The following is a 17,961-nucleotide window of genomic DNA, read 5'->3' on the forward strand; positions in this document are numbered from 1 at the left end:
CTACCGATAGAGGTAGGAACCTTTTTGTTTAATCAAATTTTAATTTTTTTAATGCTTCTGCGAATGGGTTATTTAATGGTTCTTCTTCTTTTTTCTGTTGTTTCATATATTTTTGAACGTCGCGTTTATCGGCTTTGTTTCCAGATTCTTTTTTACGTCGTTCTTGGAATGTTGATAATTTCTCACGATAGCCACATTTACATGCGAAAATTTGGCCTGCACCCTCACCACGTAATTCTAGTTTCTTCTTACATTGCGGACAGCGAGCGTTTGTTGTACGAGATACATTTTTACGATGACCACATTCACGATCTTGGCATACGAGCATTTTTCCCTTTTTGCCGTTTACTTCTAGCATTGGTTTACCGCAGTCTGGACAAGACTTCGTTGAAATGTTGTCATGTTTATATTTTTTATCACTCGATTTAATTTCAGAAACAATTTCTTTCGTATAGTTCTTCATTTCCGAAATGAATACTTCTTTCTTTAGTTTTCCTTTTGCAATTGCCTCAAGTTTTTGTTCCCACTCACCAGTTAGTGTAGGTGATTTTAATTCTTCTGGTACTAAATCAAGTAATTGACGACCTTTTGATGTAATGTGAATATCTTTACCACGTTTTTCAATTAAGAAAGAATTGAAAAGTTTGTCGATAATATCTGCACGTGTCGCTACAGTACCTAATCCACCAGTCGATTTTAACGTATCAGCAAGTTGTTTATTTTGCGTATCCATATATTTTGTAGGATTCTCCATTGCTGAAAGTAAAGTTGCTTCATTAAAGCGTGCAGGTGCTTTCGTTTGACCTGATGTTTGCATAAGTAACTTTACAGTTAATGTATCGCCCTTTTCAATGTGAGGTAGAATCTGCTCTTTTACGTCATCAGTTACATCATCGTCTTCAAATCGATTTTCGTATACTTCCTTCCAACCAGCATGTAAAATCGTTTTTCCGCGTGCAATGAATGTTTCATTGCCGACCTTTGTGCGTAACGTTAGTTGTTCGTATTCGAATGCTGGGAATAAAACAGCTAAGAAACGTTTTACAACTAAATCATAAATTTTGCGTTCTTTATCTGTGAATGCTGAGAAGTTAACGTATCCTTCTGTTGGAATAATCGCATGATGATCGCTTACTTTACTATCATCAACAAATGATTTGTTAGGTTTGATAGGCTTTTGTAATACTTTATGTGCGAAGGGACGGTATTCTCCAACACCACATGCTTTTAGACGTTCTGGAAGTGTTCCAACGATATCAGATGAAATGTAGCGTGAATCTGTACGAGGGTACGTTAGTACTTTATGCTGTTCATACAATTTTTGCATAATATTTAATGTTTCTTTAGCAGAGTAACCGAACTTTTTATTCGCATCACGTTGCAATTCAGTTAAATCGTAAAGACCAGGAGAGAATGACTTCTTCTGTTTCTTATCAATTTCCACAACAGTAGCATTTTGTTTATCTAAACGTTTTACAATACCATCGATTTTTTCTTTATTAAAACTACGGCTATTGCCATTTGCATCTTGCCAAGTAAGTTTGAGCTTCTCCATTGTTTGAGCTTCGACGCCGTAGTAAGTTTGAGCTTTGAAGTTCTTTATTTCATCTTCACGACTAGCAATCATAGCAACAGTAGGGGTTTGTACACGGCCGCAATTTAACTGGGCATTAAAGCGAGTCGTTAAAGCACGAGTTGCATTAAGACCGATATACCAGTCAGCTTCTGAACGCGCAACTGCTGAAGCGTATAAATTATCATAGGCTTTACCTGGTTTTAAATTTGCAAAACCATCTTTAATTGCTTTATCGGTTACAGATGAAATCCATAGACGTTTGATCGGTTTATTAATGCGAACCTTATCAATAATCCAGCGAGCGACCAATTCTCCTTCACGTCCAGCATCTGTCGCTACAATAATTTCATTTACATCCTTTCTAAGTAGCTGACTTTTTACAGCATTAAATTGTTTACCAGTTTGTTTAATAACCGTTAATTTCAAACGCTCAGGTAGCATCGGTAAATCTTCTAAATTCCACTTTTTATATTTCACATCATAACTTTCTGGATCTGCTAATGTAACGAGATGACCTAAAGCCCAAGTTACAATATATTTATTACCCTCAAGATAGCCGTTTCCTTTTTTATCACACTTCAGTACACGAGCAATATCTCGTGCAACGGAAGGTTTTTCAGCGATTACAACGCTTTTTGACATATTAAAAACATCCTTTCAAATTTCCATAAGTTAAATATAGCATACATCTTCTTGAGATTCAGTTTCGCTCCATATTTCAGTTGTTTTTAATGGAGTTAACAAAATCCCAACTGATTAAAGTTTCACTTTATCAGTTGCCTCTATATCAAATAGAAAAGTAAAGAACTTGTTATTTTACTAGAATAAGAGTAGACTTTGAAGTAGATGAATAAGAAACACATGGGAGTTTGTGGATACAAACTGAGAGTATGGCTACTAGTCCGTCATTGACCATTTGAACCTGTTGGATAATGCCAGCGTAGGGAGAGTGTAAAAGCACATATTCAGGCACTTTGCGTACGCGCAAAGTGTCTTTTTGTGTATCTCCCATCATTATAGTTAGGAGATGAAAAGGATGAATATGAAAGAAATTAGTAAAGTAGTGGATTTGGTGAGAGAATCTAATCCGCTTGTTCATAATATTACAAATGTTGTTGTAACAAATTTTACTGCTAACGGTTTGTTGGCACTTGGGGCATCGCCTGTAATGGCGTATGCAAAAGAAGAAGTGGCAGAAATGGCTAGCATTGCTGGAGCGTTAGTATTAAATATGGGAACACTTCGTCCTGAAGAAGTAGAAGCGATGTTACTTGCCGGTAAATCAGCAAATGTGAACAATGTACCAGTACTGTTTGATCCAGTTGGTGCAGGAGCAACATCGTATCGGACAGAAGTTGCGAGACATATTCCGGCTGAAATTGAATTAGCGAGTATTCGCGGAAATGCAGCTGAAATAGCGAACGTTATTAATGAGAGATGGGAAATTAAAGGGGTAGACGCTGGTACTGGAAATGGCAATGTTGTAAGTATTGCAAGGCAGGCAGCAGATGAACTAAATACAGTTGCGGTCATTACTGGAAAAGAAGATGTTGTTACAGATGGAGAGAGAACTATTGTTATTCGAAATGGTCACCCTATTTTAACGAAAGTTACGGGAACAGGTTGTTTACTAACTTCTGTAATAGGAGCATTTGTAGCAGTGGAAAAAGATTATGTAAAAGCAGCAGTAGCAGCATTAACGTTTTATGGTGTAGCTTCGGAACTGGCAGCTGCTAAGACCGTGGAAAAGGGACCTGGTAGTTTCCAAATTGAATTTTTAAATCAGTTAGCGAATACTACTTCTAGTGATATTGAGAAGTATGGAAAGATTGAGGAGTTAGAGTAAGAGGGAGTGAAAGAAATGGCACGCATTGAAATAGATAAAATGTCTAAGCTATTGCAAGTGTATTTTATTATGGGAAGTAATAACTGCACGAGGGATCCTTTAGCTGTATTGAAAGAAGCGTTAGATGGTGGAGTGACAATTTTTCAGTTTCGCGAGAAGGGGGAAGGTTCTTTAATCGGAGAAGATAGAGTGCGCTTTGCAAAAGCATTGCAGACGCTTTGTAATGAATATAGTGTTCCTTTCATTGTAAATGATGATGTAGAATTAGCCATTGAATTAGATGCAGATGGTGTTCATGTCGGACAAGATGATGAAGGAATTACATCTGTTCGTGAAAAAATGGGAGATAAAATTATCGGCGTATCTGCTCATACAATTGAAGAAGCACGCTTTGCAATCGAAAATGGAGCAGATTATTTAGGCGTTGGACCTATTTTCCCAACGAGTACGAAAAAAGATACGAAAGCGGTTCAAGGAACGAAAGGATTAGCCTATTTTAGAGAACAAGGAATTACAGTGCCAATCGTTGGTATTGGTGGGATTACAATTGAAAATACAGCGGCAGTTATAGAAGCGGGTGCGGACGGTGTTTCAGTTATTTCAGCAATTAGTTTAGCTGAATCTGCGTATGAAAGTACGAGAAAATTAGCTGAAGAAGTAAAGAGAAGTTTGTAGGGAAGGACGTGTAGTATTTTAAGTGCTACATGGAGAAATAGACTGCCCCAAAATTTAAACAAACATTTGATTAAAAAAGCACAAACCTTTTTAAATAAAGGTTTGTGCTTTTTCTTTAAAACATAATTGAAATTAAGAGCATTCCAATTCCGATAGAAGTAAATGTTGCGATTAAGCCAGGAATCATAAAACTATGATTTAATACGTATTTACCGATACCTGTTGTACCAGTACGGTCAAAGTTAATAGCAGCAACGATTGTTCCATAGTTTGGAATGAAGAAATATCCATTTACTGCAGGGAACATAGCAATCAGTAGCGCTGGTGGAATGCCAAGAGATAGTCCAAGTGGCATTAAGGCACGTACTGTTGCAGCTTGGCTGTACAGTAAAATAGATAGAATGAATAGTGCGATGGCAAATAGCCAAGGTGCACTTGTTACTAAATGCTGAATGGATCCTTGAATCATATTTAAGTTTCCGTTAAAGAAAGTATCTCCCATCCAAGCGATACCGAAAATAGCAACAACTGCTGTTGCTCCTGCTTTAAAGACGTTACCAGACACAATGCTTTCTACATTTGGTTTACAGAAAATAATAATAAGAGCCGCGATAGTTAACATAACCATCTCAATTGTGTTCGGCATGGAAAGACGAGCTAACTTCCCATCAACTATCCATCCTGGACGAAGTGCTTCAAATGAACCAAGAAGTACAACAAGGAAGGTTCCTACTAGGAAAAGGATAACTGATAATTTTGCGCCCTTTACACCTACAAATGCTTTTTTCTCTTCAAGCTTAGGAATCATTCCTTCTTTTAATCGTTTTAAGTATTCAGGGTCTTCATTTAATTCTTTTCCCATCTTACTAGCAACGAATGCAGCTATCATACAAGCGATGAAAGTAGAAGGGATACTTACTTTTAAAATATCTAATAAGGTGATTTTATAGTCAGCTAACATTGCTAAAAGAGCAACTGTGGCAGCTGAAATTGGACTAGCTGTAATTGCTTGTTGAGAAGCGATTACGGCAATCGACATTGGGCGTTCCGGTCTAATCCCTGATTCACGAGAGACTTCTGCAATAACAGGAAGTACAGAATAGGCAACGTGACCAGTACCTGCACATAGTGTGAATAAATAAGTAACAATTGGAGCAAAAAAAGTAATACGCTTTGGATTTTTTCGTAATGCCTTTTCAGCTAGATGAACAAGATAGTCCATTCCTCCAGCAGCTTGCAAAGCACCAGCAGCTGTAATTACTGCCAAAATCATAAGCATTACATCGATAGGAGGCGCGGTTGGTTGTAGGTGGAAGACAAAAACGAGTATTGCCATACCAACTCCACCCATTACTCCTAAACCAACTCCGCCTAGGCGTGCACCAATAAAAATACAGAGTAACAAGGTAAGAAATTGTAGCCAAAACATGATAAACTACCTCCGAAATTCATTAGTTAAGATATATTCGAATAGTTTAATTTGAATGAAAATTAAATAAATACCCGAAGAAATCCTTGTTATTTATACATTTTTTATTATATAACACAAAAAAAGTAACATTCACGTACTTTTTGAAATTATTTCGAAAAAGCAATGCATTAAAAATTTGTATTTATATCTCTAAATAAGTAGACATTTTGATTTATATGTTGTAATCTTTGAAAGAGAATAAATTAATTCTCATAGAACTCCCATATCGTTCAACTCGTTCAGCGAGAAAGGCAAACTGATGGAAACATGAGGACGCAAAACTACAGGAGCTAAGGTCGAAAGGCTACGCTAGCCAGTTACCGGACGGATAGGGTTGGTCTTGGCCAATGCTTTTACATTGGCTTTTTTTTATTCTCGAACATATTGAGAAACATTTTCAAACAAAATATCCATATATTTTGTTTTTTTGTTTGTGTTGATTAAGGAAGGTGGATATTAATGAAAAAATATTGGCATAAGTTATCGTTCCTTCAAAAGAACGTCTTATTAACCGTATTAGTTATTTTGACACTTGTTGGAAGTATGGGTGCATTAAGTTTCAATATGTTTCAAAATAGTATGATGTCTTTATTTGAAAGGCAGTCTATTGAAACAGGAGAAATAGTATTGAAAAAACTGGATGTAGAATTAGTTAGAGACATGGCGAAAGATCCTACAGCCGAAAAAGTGAAAAAAGAAAAGTTAACAGAGAAATTAGATGAAGTATCAAAAGAATTGAAAAGCGTTGGACAAACGTATGTTACAGGAGCAAAGCCGAATGAAAAGCGAGAATTACAACTCGTTGGTTTGACTACAGAGTTAACAAATGCGTTTCCTATAAAGCCGGGAGATTATTATGAACAACCCGCTCATTGGATGAAGGCATACGATAAAGTGATTGATACGAAAAAGGCTCAAATGACAGAAGTATATGAAGATGAAATAGGTTCGTGGGTGACAATATTAGAACCAATTACAGATGGAGAAAACAATATTATTGCAATTGTTGCCGCTGACTTAGATGCTTCCATTGTTCCTATTACAAAAGAGAAGTTTATGATACAGGGTTTACTCTTTATCATTATTTCATTAGCAATTGCGACTATTACTCAATTCTTTATCGTGCGTCACTCGCTAGCTCCATTAAAAGATTTACGAGAAGGGTTACGTAAAATTGGTGAAGGTGACTTGAGTATTAAATTAAAAGAAAGACCAGATGATATTGGAATTATTAATGTTTATTTCAATAACACGATTGAAAAGTTTAAAGGGATTATAGATAAAGTAAGGCAAACTGCTGAGCAAGTTTCTTCTTCTTCACAAGAATTGTCGGCGAGTACAGAGGAAAACAGCATGGCAGTTCAAGAGATTGCAAGTTCTATTGAAGGTTTAAGAGTAGGGGCACAGTCTCAAAAAACTTCAGTACAACAATGTTTAGGGATTGTACATGGAATGGAAGATAAGGTAGAAGAGATAACTGGGGCTGCGAAACAAGTTGCGGTTGCTTCTGAAGGTATGGAGCAACATTCAATTGAAGGTAATGAAGTGATTGGACAAATTATTAATCAAATGAGTTTAATTCAAAATGCAGTACAAGATTTATCTTCCATCATTTATTCGTTAGAAACAAGGTCAAAAGAAATTAGTGATATCGTAACTGTAATTACGGGTATTTCAAATCAAACAAATTTATTAGCTTTAAATGCTTCTATTGAGGCTTCACGTGCTGGAGCAGCTGGAAGAGGGTTTGCAGTTGTTGCTGATGAAGTACGAAAATTAGCAGAACAAACTGAAGCGTCTGCAAAAGATATAGCGAAATTAATTGGTGAAACACAAGCTGAGACAGAAGATGCTGTAGTTTCCATGCAAAAAGGTTCAAAAGAAGTAGAAACTGGAATTTCACTTGTTCAAAGTAGTGGAGATTTCTTCGAAAAAATCTCCAAATCAGCGCAATCTGTTACAGATCAAGTAAAAGCTGTTTCGGGTAATTCGAGTGATATTTTACAAAATAGCCAGAATATCGTTCAAGTCGTAAATGAATTATCACATATTGCAAATACTTATGCCAACAGCAGTAGTAATGTTGAAGAAAGCATGAAAGAGCAAGAAATATCAGTACAAGATATTGCAGAATTAGCGACTTCTTTAAGTTGGCTCTCTCAGGAATTACAAGAGCTTATTGGTGAGTTTAAAAGCGAATAAGGAGAAAGTTCAATTCTAATCAAGGGGGTATCTCCGCTACTGATTATGAATTGAACGAATCTGCCCTTTAATAAGGGATAAAAAAGGTGTGAATTTTCACACCTTTATTATATTTAAGAGAGGAATTTACATAAATATGAAATTAGCAATTTCTTATAGTGAGATGGTAAAAGAATTTTTAGGAAAAGTAGAAGGAAGTATTAAAATACCTAAAGATGTGCAAGGAACAGAACTTAGGATAAAAAGGAAAACGGAACTGTTTTCAAATTTGACTCACATTGTAGATTTAATAGGAGCGACTGCAACGTGGTTATATCATATTTCTAAAGAAAAACATATTGTCGTGCTTTATCATGTAAGAGGAAGTTTATTTCCGATTACTATTGAAGTTTCTAATTTTCTCTCCTATGAAAGTTTAAATTTACAAATTGAAGAGCAACTGGAGCAAATTAAAGAAATGAATGAGGAAGAAATAGAAGAGTTTCAAAACGGTAATACGTTATATGAAATGTCACCTATTATTATTGGTGAAACATATTATGAGCTAAAAGACACGAATACATTACAATTTGTATTTAGTAAAAATATGCAAAGTGTAGAAATAATATTTAATAGTGTTAATTGGAAAGAGACAACAATTACTCGTTATGCACAACAAATACAAGGTGTTTTAATTAATAAATTACAAAATAATAATAATCATATAAATAATTTTAATGTTATTACAGAGGCCGAGATGGCACTTTATAGTCAAGTGAATGATACGACAGCAGTATATCCTGAGAAAAGTATCGTCGATATGTTCTATAATACTGTTACTCAATTTCCAAATCGTATAGCTTTATCTTCAAGGGAAGGTACTTTAACTTATGAGGAGCTAAATAAAAAAAGTAATCAAATAGCTCATATGTTAATTAAAAACGGCGTCCAATTAGGAGACTATGTTGGAATATTTATGAAACGTAGCATAGACACAGTAGTAAGTATGGTAGCTATATTAAAAGCTGGTGCAGCGTATGTTCCGATTGATCCAGATTATCCGGAAAGTAGAATACAGTACATTATTCAAGATAGCCAAGCGAAAGTTATATTGATGAAAGAGACGCCTATAACATGTGATGGGGTTCAAACAGTTTCAATGTATGATAGTGAAACTTATGAAGATACAGATGTAAAGTTGTCTATTCATTGTGATGATGTAGCTTATATGATTTATACATCTGGTTCAACAGGGAATCCAAAGGGAACGATGTTAGCTCATAGAGGCGTTGTTAATCTGTATACTTGGATGAAAAAGCAATATGAATTGACAGAAGAGGATGTATTTGCCCAATTTCCTTCCTTTAGTTTCGATGCTTCTGTATGGGAGTCATTTGCTTCTTTATTCTGTGGAGGAAACTTATATGTACTATTAGAGGAAGAGCGATTGTCTGTAGAAGCATTTGCAAATGCAATCTATAAAGTGAAAGCAACTTCAATCTTGGCATTAGCAACAATTTTTGTTCGACAAGTAGCAACTTATTTAGCAGAAGAAGATATATATAAGCTAGCTTCCCTAAAAAGAATTGCGATTGGCGGTGAAATGTTGCCTGTAGAGGTTATTAAATTGTGGAGAGAAAGAATAGGTACAAATGTTGAAATTCATAATGTATACGGACCGACAGAATGTACTGTAGTGACGACAACCTATAAAATACCTAGTCAGTTAAATGAGGATGTTGCGAGTATTCCCATTGGTAAACCATGTGCTAATTATCAAGTTATGATTTTGGATGAGAATATGAATCTTTGTCCAATTGGTGTACCTGGTGAATTATATATAGATTCAGTGGGATTAGCAAAAGGGTATTTTAATAAGCCTAATAAAACAATTGAAGCTTTTATTCCGAACCCTTTTAATCCTATAGTTAATATATATAAAACAGGTGATATCGTTAAGTTGCTAGAGGATGGAAATATAGAGTTTTTACATCGGAAAGATGATCAAGTAAAAATTAGAGGACATCGTATTGAACTAGGCGAAATCCAAAGTAAAATTTCTCAAAATCATAATATAAAAGAAAATGCTGTTTTTGCTAAGAAGAGTAAGGAAGGTAGCCAATATTTAATCGCGTTCTATACAACTTTAAATAAAAAAGAAATACCAGAATTAGTTTATCAGTTACAAGAGCAATTACCAGATTATATGGTGCCATCTAAACTAATTTATATTAATGAATTACCACTTACACCTAATAAAAAGATTGATGTTAAGAAGTTAGCTCAGTTAGAAGAAAAGTATGAACCGGTTCGGCTACAAGAATATGTTGCACCTTCTAATAAAGCAGAAAAACAAATAGCGAACGCCTGGGCGGAAGTATTAGGAATTTCAAAAGTTGGAGTGCATGATGATTTCTTTACAATTGGTGGACATTCATTAAAAGTATTACGAGTCTTAACATTGTTAAAAGAAGATTTCTCACATTTAACAATTCAAGATTTCTTTAAAGAAAGAACGATATATGGATTAGCTCGAATTGAGCGAGAAGTAAAAGTAGAGAAAGAAGAAGTATTTCGTGAATATAAAGTGATTCACGAACCAGATACTATCACGTATGCAAACGTTTTGGAAGAAAACCAGATTTCAAATGTCTTTTTAACAGGAGCTACTGGTTATTTAGGATCACACATATTATATGAATTGTTGAGAGATACATCTGCTACTATTTATTGTTTAGTAAGACCAACTAAAGATGTGCAGCAAAGAATTATAGATACATTAACAGGCTACTTTAATGATATATGTGAAGAATGGTTACAGCGTATACAGGCCGTAGCTGGTGATCTTGGAGAAGAGTATCTTGGGATGAGCGAAGAAGAATTTATGTTCATCAGTTCTAAGATGGATACGATAATTCATTGCGGTGCAGATGTAAGACATTTTGGAGATGTAAAACAATTTGAAAATATAAATGTCCAAGGAACTAGCCGTATGCTAACATTAGCGGAGAAAGGTGCTACATTCCATTTTATTTCTACAATTGGTATCCCGTTAGAATTAGCGGTAGATCAATGGGATACATACATGAAAACTGGTGATTTTAATTACAGTGTAGACTTAGAGAATGTATATTCAAATAGTAAACTACAAGCGGAAAACATTGTTCGTGAAGCAATGAAAAATGGTTTGCGTGGAAATATTTATCGTGCAGGTAATTTAGCATGTCATTCAGAAACAGGTTCGTTCCAACAAAATATTGAAGGAAACGCATTTTATCGTCTTATTAAAACAATGCTATTAATTGGGAAAGCACCAAATGTGAAGTGGAAAGTTGATTTCACACCAATTGATTTTGCTAGTAAATCAATTGTATCGTATTTGCAAGATGCGCAAATTATAGGAGAGACGTTACATATTTGTCATCCACATCAAATTGAGTTTGAACAATTTATACAGCTAATTGGAGAGTGTGGATACAATCTTGAAATGGTTCCACTTTCAGAATATGTAAATACCGGACTTGCATTAGCGAAGGGAAATGAAGTAATAGCAGAGTTAATTGCTTCTCAAGTTGCAGGAGATGGAGCGCAGCAATCTGAAATTGTAATGGGTACGCGTAGAACGAATAAATGGATTAAGAAAAAAGAATTGATAGTACCAGCAATTAATAAAGAATTTATTCAGCAGTTATTAGCTCATGGTGAAAAAGTTGGTTATTTTCCAAAAATAATGAAATGATTATGCATGCTTTTGTTTGTTCAATAAAATAAATCATGCTACAATGAAAACGAATTAAGGACCGGGGAGCCAATTGGCTGAGAGGATGTAAGTAAACATCGACCCTCAACCTGATCTGGATAATGCCAGCGTAGGGAGTTACTTAAAGTGATGTAGCATATGTTATTCTGTAATAACTTGCATACAAGGCTTTCCTACGCAGTAGGAAAGCCTTTTCTTATTTTTGAAATTTATTTTTATAAGGGGGATTTTATTATGTCACAACAAGTTACAATGTCATTTTCAGTAGTACCACAAGCAAAAACGAAAGATGTATATTCTGTTGTCGATAAAGCAATTGAAGTTGTGCAACAATCGGGAGTTCGTTATGAAGTAGGGGCAATGGAAACAACTTTGGAAGGAGAATTAGATGTACTTCTTGATGTCGTTAAACGTGCGCAACAAGCTTGCGTCGATGCTGGAGCAGAAGAAGTGATTACTTCTATTAAAATCCATTATCGTCCAAGCACTGGTGTAACGATAGATGAAAAGGTTTGGAAGTACCGTGATGAATATGCAAAACCAGAAGCAATCTAAACTTATTACAACTATTTGGCTTATCCTTCTCATTGCGATATGGGAAGGATCTGTTTCATTATTTAAAATCGAACCGTGGATTTTACCAAAGCCTTCTGCCATTGTTCAAGAATTAATTGGGATGAAAGATTTACTATTACCAAATACGATGCAAACACTGCAGGAAGTTATAATTGGACTATTCTTTGCAATTTTATTGGGGACGAGCATCGCAATTATTATGGACGTTATACCGTTATTTCGTATTTTAATAAATCCATTGCTCGTTATTTCGCAAACAATTCCAATTGTTGTACTTGCACCGCTATTTATTATTTGGTTTGGATATGGGATGTTGCCGAAAGTAATGGTCGTAATACTCGTTTGTTTCTTCCCAATTGCGCTTAGTATTTTAGAAGGTTTTCAAACAGTAGATAAAAACATGTTGAAACTGTTACAAACAATGAAGGCGACAAAATGGCAAGTTTACCAGAAAGTAAAATTTCCAGCAGTGCTTCCATACTTTTTCTCAGGTTTAAAAATTGCAGTTACATATAGCGTAATGGGGGCAATTATCGGAGAATGGCTCGGTGCAAGTGAAGGATTAGGCGTTATGCTTACGAGGGCTACAAAATCCTTTTTGACTGCCCGAGTATTTGGTGTTGCAGCAATCATCGTTATGGTGACATTATGCCTGTATTTTATCGTAGAGTTTATGGCAAGAATAACAGCACCATGGATATATAGAAAGGACGGCAGAAAATGAAAAAAGGTTTGAAAGTTATGTTAGCTGCCTTAGTAGCGGTAGGTGTGGCTGGATGTAATCCGGCAAAGAAAGAAGAAAGTGCAAGTAAAGATCAAAAAGTAAAAGTAGTATTAGATTGGTTTCCAAATACGAATCATACTGGCTTGTATGTAGCGCAAACGAAAGATTATTACAAAAAGCAAGGATTAGATGTAGAAATTATTCAACCAGGTGACAATGTAACAGCAGAGCAAATGATAGCATCAGGAAAAGCAGACTTCGCAATAAGCGCACAAGAAAATGTAACGTTAGCTCGTGTGGAAGGAATTCCTGTTGTATCTGTAGGAGCGATTATTCAGCATAACACTTCAGCGTTTGCATCGCTTAAGAAAGATAATATGACGTCACCGAAAGATTTTGAAGGTAAACGTTACGGCGGCTGGGGAGGACCAGCGGAAGAAGCGACATTAAAGACGATTATGGATAAACATCAAGCTGATTTTAATAAAGTTGAAAAAATCATCTTAGGACAAACAGATTTCTTTAAATCAATCGGTCGTGATGCAGATTTCGAATGGATTTATTACGGTTGGGATGGTATTGAAGCGAAGCGCCAAGGAAAAGAGTTAAATACGATTATGGTGAAGGACTTAGATCCAGCGCTTGATTTCTATAGTCCTGTTATTATTACGAGTGAAAAACATACGAAGCAAGATAAAGACTTTGTGAAAAAGTTTATGAGTGCAACGACAGAAGGTTATAATTTTGCAATTAAGGAACCGAAAGAGGCTGCTGATATTTTAATTAAAGCTGTTCCAGATGTAAATAAAGATTTAGTTCAAGAAAGCCAAAAATGGTTAAGTACGAAGTATCAAGATGATGCTAAAGCATGGGGAGTACAGAAGGAAGAAATTTGGACGAATTACATGAATTTCTTATATGACAACAAAGTTATTAAAAAGAAAATCGATGTAAAAGATGCTTTTACAAATGAATTCCTTCCAAGTGAAAAATGAGCGGATTACAAATAAAAAATATAGTGAAATCTTTTGACGGAAAGAATGTATTAGAGAATATTAGTGCCTCTATACAAGAGGGAGAGTTTGTTTCCTTTGTAGGACCGAGTGGTTGCGGGAAAAGCACATTATTAAACATGATTGCAAATGTTGAAAAACCAACAAGCGGGAACGTAACGTATAACGATAAGCAAGTACAAGAGCAAGATGTTGTTAGTTATATGCCACAACAAGATTTATTACTACCGTGGCGATCAGCTTTGCAAAATATCGTTCTTCCGTTAGAAATTGAAGGAAAGCCGAAAAAACAAAGGCTGACAGAAGGAATGGAAGCATTAAAGCAGTTCCAACTAGATGAATATGCAGACCATTATCCAGATGAATTATCTGGTGGTATGCGTCAAAGAATTAGTTTTCTGCGCACATATTTATGTGAAAAGCCAATTATGCTGCTGGATGAGCCTTTTGGTAAATTAGATGCATTTACAAAAATGGAAGTACATAGCTGGCTTTTAAACTCTTGGCATCAAGAAAAGCAAACAATCGTTATGGTGACACATGACTTAGATGAGGCAATCTTGCTTTCAGATCGCGTATTTATTTTATCTCAAAGACCAGCGTCAATAGTTGGCGAGGTACAAGTGAAATTACCTAGGCCGAGAACGATGGATATGTTAACATCACTCGAATTAAAAAAGGATAAAGAAGAGATTTTAAGTGTGTTAGCTCCTTATATGAAAAAATAGAAAAAGCTGATGTTTTAATTTTAGACGAACCGACTAATCATTTGGATGTAGAAACTAAGATGGCTTTACAGGAAGCGTTACAACAATACAAAGGAACGGTTTTAATTGTCTCACATGAACCTTCTTTCTATGAATCGTGGATAACAAAAGTATGGAATATAGAAGATTGGAATACTGAACAATATGAATAAAGAAAAGGCATTAGCTTTTAGGAGCTAATGCCTTTTCTTTGTGATTAACATGATTTTCGAGAACTCTTACATGAGAATTGTATGAAGAAGCACTCTTATGGTGCGCTTATAAGCGTGCTTTTTCTTTTGTTATATTTATAATACGAAAGCCTTTCCCTAACAGGTGACTATCTTTCTTTATATATATAGATAGTTCAAAATGGAATGAAAATAATTCCTTTATGTAAAGGATAATATGGATATTATAGGAAGACAATAGAAATTAAAGGAAATTCATGTAAAATTCAAATGAACTTCATATAAACTTCATATTAGAAATTAAATATAATTATAATAGGTTATTATGATATTTTTGATTTTTCGTAAAATTAAAAGTTTGAATTTAGGAGGTATTGCTCAAACCTAAATTCAAACTTTAGTGAATTAATTAATGGATATTACGTCTAGTTTTCGCTAATGACGGTATTTAAAAGTTCGGCAGGATTACCTGTTCCTGCACCGCCAATTGTAATAGATCCACCAGGAGGAATTTCACCATTCCATCCTGCATTCGTAATTACATAATGATTATTTGTTTTACTACTAATTTTAGAATCCCAAACTTGTGTTAAATTACCGCTATAATCAAATTCTAATTTCCAATTTTTAATAGGAGTCGTTCCATTATTTTTGATTATAATCGAGAAGTTATAACCGCTGCCCCAATTCGAAGTGACTGAAAATGTAGCAGTACCATTTCCATCAGGAGGTGTCGTATTAGCTTCATCCGTTTTGACAGTAAGAGCGGTAGGTTGTGATTTATTTCCAGCAGCATCTTTGGCAATTATTGAAAATGTGTATTCCGTATTAGGTTTTAAGTTTTTAATTGTAATGCTATTTGTTGTTGTACTCCATTTCTCTTCTCCAGCAGTAATTTCATATTCCGTAACTCCTACGTTATCAGTAGATGCAGTCCAGTTTAATTGAACTGAGTTTGAATTTTTATTCGTAACTACAATATTTTTAACATTCGTTGGTGGCTCAGTATCTTTTTGACTAATAGGTCCACCAAGTAATTCTTTTACTAGCGTATCAAGTAATTTTGGACCACTACAACTATATTTTGGACTTGTACGGCAATCCCCGCTTAGTTCCCAAAACATTGCTCCACTTAAACCTTTCGTCTTTATATAGTCTGTTTTGTATTTCATAGATTCATTGTCATCGTAGCTAATAAATGTGCCTGTAGTTGCATTATATAAATAAGGTACTTTAGCTGTGTCATTCCAGTAGCGTACAAAACCATTTTTATTAACGTAATTGGCTGCTAAATCACCGTAATCATACACACCTGTGTCACCGGTAGAATAATCATCCCAAGTACCTTTAGAAGCAAGTTTCCCATCACTACCTGGTTTGCAAGGTTGATATTGTCCGTTATTTTCTTTGCCACAACTTTTCCAGCCACGTCCGTAAAAGGGTACGCCTAATACTAGTTTATCGACTGGAACACCTTCATTTGTATAAACATTTATAGCACCATCTACGTAAAAATTCGTATTTGCTGCTGGGTCATTTGGATCCTTATATAGAGCTGCATTATGATTAGAAGTAGCTTCCCATCCGCCGTGGAAATCATATGTCATAATATTAATCCAATCGAGTATTTGAGAAATTTTCTTTAGCTCTGTATGATCAGCGTAGCGTTGGCTTGCGCCTGAAGCGATTGTTAGTAAATATTGTTTGCCATCTTCAGCACCTGCTTTATTCAAAGCATTTCGGACATCTTGAAGAAGGAGAGTGAAATTTTGTTTATCTTCAGGACGATAACTACCACCAGGAATCGTTTCAACGCCCGGATATTCCCAGTCTAAATCTACGCCATCAAACCCATATGCGCGAAGAAAAGCTACTGTAGATTCAGCAAATACTTTTCTTGTTTTTTCATCAGCGGCCATATCAGAAAAGCGGTTAGACCAAGTCCAGCCACCAACGGAAATAATTGTTTTTAAGTGAGGATATTTAGCTTTTAATCGTTTTAGTTCCCCGAAATTTCCGCAACGGGCATATTTATCGCAATCTTCCCAAGTTGTCCCTGAGCCAGGATACGATTTGGTAACATCAGCCCATGGTTCACCGAGTACGAGAGTACCATTAGGAACCTCTTTATTTTGCAATGGTACACCAGATTCTTTACAGTTCCACGTTTGTTTATTTGGATTATCAGGATGAGTAGAAGGGTTTCCATGTTTTCCATTCCAACAAATATCCGCGAAAGCATAGTTAAGGTGAGTAAGCTTTGATGCATCAATGTCAGCAACTTGATAATTACGTCCGTAAACGCCCCACGAAGGAAAGTACCCAACAATTTTTTGACTTTGCTTTGGTGAATCTGCTAATGCGAGATTTGGAGTAATAAAATTTGTGAGAAAAAGAGGTAAGAAAAGTAGTAGAGATAGTAATAGCAGTGTGAATTTTTGAGACCTCATAGCCATTTCTCCTTTCAAAATAAAAGATATATTTAAAGGCATACGCCAATAAACCAAAATGAATCTAGACGTATGAAACGTCTAGATAAAATGATCAGACATCACGAAGTCTATACAAGAGAGCTGGGGGTGATTAAATCGTAACAAATGTAAGATTTAGTGTAAACGCTTTATTAAGTTGAAAAAGACTTTCTCAATACAAAAAGGCTTGAATACAAACTATATATGAAAACGAAAGATTGGTATGGGAAGAAAAAGCTCATTATAAATAAATTTGAGAAAAAATTGTATGGAGCCAATTATTAAAGACGTAGAAAGATAAGGAAATATCATGTAAAATAATAGTAAAAATATGTAAAGGAGGGAATAGTGTGGATGTGTTTTTGAACATTGCTGAAGAAAAAATTCGACAAGCAATACGGAATGGTGATCTTGATTATCTTCCGGGAAAAGGAAAACCACTACAATTAGAAGATCTTTCAATGGTACCTCCAGAACTTAGAATGAGTTATAAAATTTTAAAAAATGCGGGAATGATTCCACCAGAAATGGAACTACAAAAAGATATATTAAAAATAGAGGATTTAATTGCTTGCTGTTATGATGAAGAAGAGAGAAAGAAATTACGAGAAGAGTTAACAGCAAAAACTCTTCGTTTTCAGCAGGTAATGGAAAAGAGAAAGATTAAAGATAGTTCAGCTTTTCGTATGTATCAAGGCAAATTATTTCGTAAATTACGCTAAGAGGGATAA

The 17,961-nt window shown here is 35.2% G+C and carries 12 protein-coding genes, 1 pseudogene and 3 riboswitches; of the genes and pseudogenes, 10 read left to right on the plus strand and 3 right to left on the minus strand.

The window, feature by feature from the left end:
* Window positions 1-28: 28 nt before the first annotated feature.
* On the minus strand, window positions 29-2,218 hold the full coding sequence (gene topB / locus BLT20_RS21895) for a DNA topoisomerase III (protein WP_000047281.1): 2,190 nt from the start codon (window positions 2,216-2,218) through the stop codon (window positions 29-31).
* A gap of 209 nt (window positions 2,219-2,427) precedes the next feature.
* Window positions 2,428-2,540, plus strand: a riboswitch (TPP riboswitch).
* Between the two features lie 72 nt (window positions 2,541-2,612).
* Here topB and thiM point away from each other — a divergent pair.
* Window positions 2,613-3,422 carry a hydroxyethylthiazole kinase gene (gene thiM / locus BLT20_RS21900; RefSeq protein WP_001056115.1) on the plus strand — a complete coding sequence of 270 codons (810 nt, stop codon included), beginning with the start codon at window positions 2,613-2,615 and terminating at the stop codon, window positions 3,420-3,422.
* A gap of 15 nt (window positions 3,423-3,437) precedes the next feature.
* Window positions 3,438-4,097: a thiamine phosphate synthase gene (thiE, locus tag BLT20_RS21905; protein WP_000090957.1), complete on the plus strand. Its 660-nt coding sequence runs from the start codon at window positions 3,438-3,440 to the stop codon at window positions 4,095-4,097.
* A gap of 115 nt (window positions 4,098-4,212) precedes the next feature.
* Here the strand turns inward: thiE and BLT20_RS21910 are convergent, their stop codons facing one another.
* Window positions 4,213-5,526 (minus strand): anaerobic C4-dicarboxylate transporter family protein, encoded by a 1,314-nt coding sequence (locus BLT20_RS21910; RefSeq protein WP_000498700.1) that lies wholly within the window; start codon window positions 5,524-5,526, stop codon window positions 4,213-4,215.
* Between the two features lie 282 nt (window positions 5,527-5,808).
* A riboswitch (cyclic di-GMP riboswitch) is annotated at window positions 5,809-5,893 on the plus strand.
* Window positions 5,894-6,027: 134 nt separating this feature from the next.
* On the opposite strand from BLT20_RS21910, the gene BLT20_RS21915 reads away from it, so the two are divergent.
* The 7 genes and pseudogenes from BLT20_RS21915 to BLT20_RS21945 form a co-directional block, all read left to right on the plus strand.
* The gene (locus BLT20_RS21915; RefSeq protein WP_000761079.1) at window positions 6,028-7,770 is read left to right on the plus strand and encodes a methyl-accepting chemotaxis protein; all 1,743 of its coding nucleotides are present in this window, start codon (window positions 6,028-6,030) and stop codon (window positions 7,768-7,770) included.
* Between the two features lie 136 nt (window positions 7,771-7,906).
* Complete coding sequence (locus BLT20_RS21920) at window positions 7,907-11,488, plus strand: non-ribosomal peptide synthetase family protein (RefSeq protein ID WP_000761484.1); 3,582 nt, start codon at window positions 7,907-7,909, stop codon at window positions 11,486-11,488.
* Between the two features lie 52 nt (window positions 11,489-11,540).
* Window positions 11,541-11,642, plus strand: a riboswitch (TPP riboswitch).
* Between the two features lie 101 nt (window positions 11,643-11,743).
* Complete coding sequence (locus BLT20_RS21925) at window positions 11,744-12,064, plus strand: MTH1187 family thiamine-binding protein (protein ID WP_000082906.1); 321 nt, start codon at window positions 11,744-11,746, stop codon at window positions 12,062-12,064.
* Window positions 12,036-12,809, plus strand: a complete 774-nt coding sequence (locus BLT20_RS21930) for an ABC transporter permease (protein WP_001057166.1) — start codon at window positions 12,036-12,038, stop codon at window positions 12,807-12,809. The genes BLT20_RS21925 and BLT20_RS21930 overlap by 29 nt, the downstream gene beginning before the upstream one ends.
* Complete coding sequence (locus BLT20_RS21935) at window positions 12,806-13,804, plus strand: ABC transporter substrate-binding protein (RefSeq protein ID WP_000715573.1); 999 nt, start codon at window positions 12,806-12,808, stop codon at window positions 13,802-13,804. The genes BLT20_RS21930 and BLT20_RS21935 overlap by 4 nt, the downstream gene beginning before the upstream one ends.
* Window positions 13,801-14,550 carry an ABC transporter ATP-binding protein gene (locus BLT20_RS21940; protein WP_000016088.1) on the plus strand — a complete coding sequence of 250 codons (750 nt, stop codon included), beginning with the start codon at window positions 13,801-13,803 and terminating at the stop codon, window positions 14,548-14,550. Before BLT20_RS21935 ends, BLT20_RS21940 begins: the two co-directional genes overlap by 4 nt.
* Window positions 14,547-14,741: pseudogene (locus BLT20_RS21945) on the plus strand (ABC transporter ATP-binding protein); the annotation flags it as partial. The gene BLT20_RS21940 and the pseudogene BLT20_RS21945, both read left to right, overlap by 4 nt.
* A 443-nt stretch (window positions 14,742-15,184) precedes the next feature.
* Here BLT20_RS21945 and BLT20_RS21950 read toward each other — a convergent pair.
* Window positions 15,185-17,209: a glycosyl hydrolase family 18 protein gene (locus BLT20_RS21950; RefSeq protein WP_001257485.1), complete on the minus strand. Its 2,025-nt coding sequence runs from the start codon at window positions 17,207-17,209 to the stop codon at window positions 15,185-15,187.
* Window positions 17,210-17,580: 371 nt separating this feature from the next.
* Here BLT20_RS21950 and BLT20_RS21960 point away from each other — a divergent pair, with 371 nt between their 5' ends.
* Entirely contained in the window at window positions 17,581-17,952 is a 372-nt protein-coding gene (locus BLT20_RS21960) for a DnaJ family domain-containing protein (RefSeq protein ID WP_000382376.1), read from the plus strand.
* Window positions 17,953-17,961: the final 9 nt, after the last annotated feature.

This window comes from Bacillus sp. cl96, from assembly GCF_900100505.1.
Classification (GTDB): Bacteria; Bacillota; Bacilli; order Bacillales; family Bacillaceae_G; genus Bacillus_A; species Bacillus_A cereus.

Bases quoted from the DNA above. Each gene is read 5' to 3' on its own strand.
- BLT20_RS21920 (WP_000761484.1), top strand. From the start codon at position 7,907: ATGAAATTAGCAATTTCTTATAGTGAGATGGTAAAAGAATTTTTAGGA.
- BLT20_RS21930 (WP_001057166.1), top strand. From the start codon at position 12,036: ATGAATATGCAAAACCAGAAGCAATCTAAACTTATTACAACTATTTGG.
- BLT20_RS21925 (WP_000082906.1), top strand. From the start codon at position 11,744: ATGTCACAACAAGTTACAATGTCATTTTCAGTAGTACCACAAGCAAAA.
- BLT20_RS21910 (WP_000498700.1), bottom strand. From the start codon at position 5,526: ATGTTTTGGCTACAATTTCTTACCTTGTTACTCTGTATTTTTATTGGT.
- BLT20_RS21940 (WP_000016088.1), top strand. From the start codon at position 13,801: ATGAGCGGATTACAAATAAAAAATATAGTGAAATCTTTTGACGGAAAG.
- thiE (WP_000090957.1), top strand. From the start codon at position 3,438: ATGGCACGCATTGAAATAGATAAAATGTCTAAGCTATTGCAAGTGTAT.
- topB (WP_000047281.1), bottom strand. From the start codon at position 2,218: ATGTCAAAAAGCGTTGTAATCGCTGAAAAACCTTCCGTTGCACGAGAT.
- BLT20_RS21950 (WP_001257485.1), bottom strand. From the start codon at position 17,209: ATGAGGTCTCAAAAATTCACACTGCTATTACTATCTCTACTACTTTTC.
- thiM (WP_001056115.1), top strand. From the start codon at position 2,613: ATGAATATGAAAGAAATTAGTAAAGTAGTGGATTTGGTGAGAGAATCT.
- BLT20_RS21935 (WP_000715573.1), top strand. From the start codon at position 12,806: ATGAAAAAAGGTTTGAAAGTTATGTTAGCTGCCTTAGTAGCGGTAGGT.
- BLT20_RS21915 (WP_000761079.1), top strand. From the start codon at position 6,028: ATGAAAAAATATTGGCATAAGTTATCGTTCCTTCAAAAGAACGTCTTA.